The organism is Curtobacterium sp. PhB170 (assembly GCF_003752345.1).
Taxonomy (GTDB): Bacteria; Actinomycetota; Actinomycetes; order Actinomycetales; family Microbacteriaceae; genus Curtobacterium.
Genome location: NZ_RJUM01000005.1, coordinates 1,879 through 3,117, shown reverse-complemented (window position 1 = coordinate 3,117; position 1,239 = coordinate 1,879). Strand labels below are relative to the sequence as shown.

Below are 1,239 nucleotides of genomic sequence, written 5' to 3'. Positions count from 1 at the left end.
AGTGACGGTACCTGCAGAAAAAGCACCGGCTAACTACGTGCCAGCAGCCGCGGTAATACGTAGGGTGCAAGCGTTGTCCGGAATTATTGGGCGTAAAGAGCTCGTAGGCGGTTTGTCGCGTCTGCTGTGAAATCCCGAGGCTCAACCTCGGGCTTGCAGTGGGTACGGGCAGACTAGAGTGCGGTAGGGGAGATTGGAATTCCTGGTGTAGCGGTGGAATGCGCAGATATCAGGAGGAACACCGATGGCGAAGGCAGATCTCTGGGCCGTAACTGACGCTGAGGAGCGAAAGCATGGGGAGCGAACAGGATTAGATACCCTGGTAGTCCATGCCGTAAACGTTGGGCGCTAGATGTAGGGACCTTTCCACGGTTTCTGTGTCGTAGCTAACGCATTAAGCGCCCCGCCTGGGGAGTACGGCCGCAAGGCTAAAACTCAAAGGAATTGACGGGGGCCCGCACAAGCGGCGGAGCATGCGGATTAATTCGATGCAACGCGAAGAACCTTACCAAGGCTTGACATACACCGGAAACGGCCAGAGATGGTCGCCCCCTTGTGGTCGGTGTACAGGTGGTGCATGGTTGTCGTCAGCTCGTGTCGTGAGATGTTGGGTTAAGTCCCGCAACGAGCGCAACCCTCGTTCTATGTTGCCAGCGGGTTATGCCGGGGACTCATAGGAGACTGCCGGGGTCAACTCGGAGGAAGGTGGGGATGACGTCAAATCATCATGCCCCTTATGTCTTGGGCTTCACGCATGCTACAATGGCCGGTACAAAGGGCTGCGATACCGTAAGGTGGAGCGAATCCCAAAAAGCCGGTCTCAGTTCGGATTGAGGTCTGCAACTCGACCTCATGAAGTCGGAGTCGCTAGTAATCGCAGATCAGCAACGCTGCGGTGAATACGTTCCCGGGCCTTGTACACACCGCCCGTCAAGTCATGAAAGTCGGTAACACCCGAAGCCGGTGGCCTAACCCTTGTGGAAGGAGCCGTCGAAGGTGGGATCGGTGATTAGGACTAAGTCGTAACAAGGTAGCCGTACCGGAAGGTGCGGCTGGATCACCTCCTTTCTAAGGAGCATCTGGCCTCGTGTGCCCTTCGGGGTGGGCGTGGTCCAGGCGCCTGATTCGGACCGAACGTGTCCGACGGGTAGCTCATGGGTGGAACATTGACAGTGCAGTTGGGAGTGATGCTTCCGACCTCAGTACGCTCTGCTTGCAGGGTTGGGACGGGTTGGGGGT

Annotated in this window: 1 rRNA gene; it reads left to right on the top strand. The window is 57.1% G+C overall.

The window, feature by feature from the left end:
- Nucleotides 1-1,068, top strand: a 16S ribosomal RNA gene (locus EDF40_RS00575); the annotation flags it as partial.
- Nucleotides 1,069-1,239: the final 171 nt, after the last annotated feature.